Below are 863 nucleotides of genomic sequence, written 5' to 3' on the forward strand. Positions count from 1 at the left end.
GTGGAGAGTAAAGTGAAAAATACAAGAACCAATATGCTTTTGATTGAGATTATTAAATTTGAGGAAAGTCTTCCATCTGGTGAGCGAAGTCCCGTAACCATTTTTAGCAATGGTTTTGAATTTAATGGTAAAATTATTACAGATGATGAATATTATGATTTAATCTTAAATAGAAAATACAAGGAAATTTACGAGGAACATGTTAAAAAACCAAGAACCAAACATATCGAAGAATATAACGGTTCTGGTGATTTGAGTAACTTCCCTGATCAACTAAGACAAGGTTATTTGCATCTATTGGATTTTTCAGGGAAGTCATACCAAATTAGAGTTGCAGATATAATTGCTTTCTCTTTTGATTAAAGCATCCATTTGGTATCTTTTGATCCGCCTATAGCACCACCTGATTTTTTTGACTCAGTAGGCAGATTTCCAACACGACCAATACCATTAAAATAATCCTCCTGATCTTTAATGGCTTTATTAATCCACTCTTGGTTTGCATCAACTACAACGTCTTCCAGTAGTGTTACACGACCTTCATATAGTTTAATTCGTGTACCTGCTGGAATTACGCCGCGTTCAGTTGATTTAGGTTTTTCTGGTATCGCTGGTTTTTTATTGTGTTTTTCACAAAATTCAATATAACTATCAACCGAATTTCGGAATGCTGATTCTAATTCATCATATGTTTTACCAACATAAAGCACTAGATCACCAATGAGATCAATTTGACCGTTTAGGAGTTCACCCTCTGATGATGCCTCAACACTTCCCGAGAAGCCTTTATATTTAAGACTCATAACACCTCCATCCAACCCACCACCACGGTGGGTTTTCTTTTGTCTATTAAAACATAAAAA

Annotated in this window: 2 protein-coding genes; one reads left to right on the forward strand and one right to left on the reverse strand. The window is 34.9% G+C overall.

The genetic code is table 11. From position 1 onward, the window contains the following. On the forward strand, positions 1-363 hold a 363-nt coding region (locus OKC24_RS19765; RefSeq protein ID WP_265466295.1), incomplete at its 5' end, for a hypothetical protein. On the opposite strand, the gene OKC24_RS19770 is transcribed toward OKC24_RS19765, so the two are convergent. After that, the coding region (locus tag OKC24_RS19770) for a hypothetical protein (RefSeq protein WP_265466297.1) at positions 360-863 on the reverse strand (504 nt) is incomplete at its 5' end. The genes OKC24_RS19765 and OKC24_RS19770 overlap by 4 nt on opposite strands.

It is taken from the genome of Acinetobacter entericus, from assembly GCF_026168575.1.
GTDB classification, from domain to species: domain Bacteria; phylum Pseudomonadota; class Gammaproteobacteria; order Pseudomonadales; family Moraxellaceae; genus Acinetobacter; species Acinetobacter bouvetii.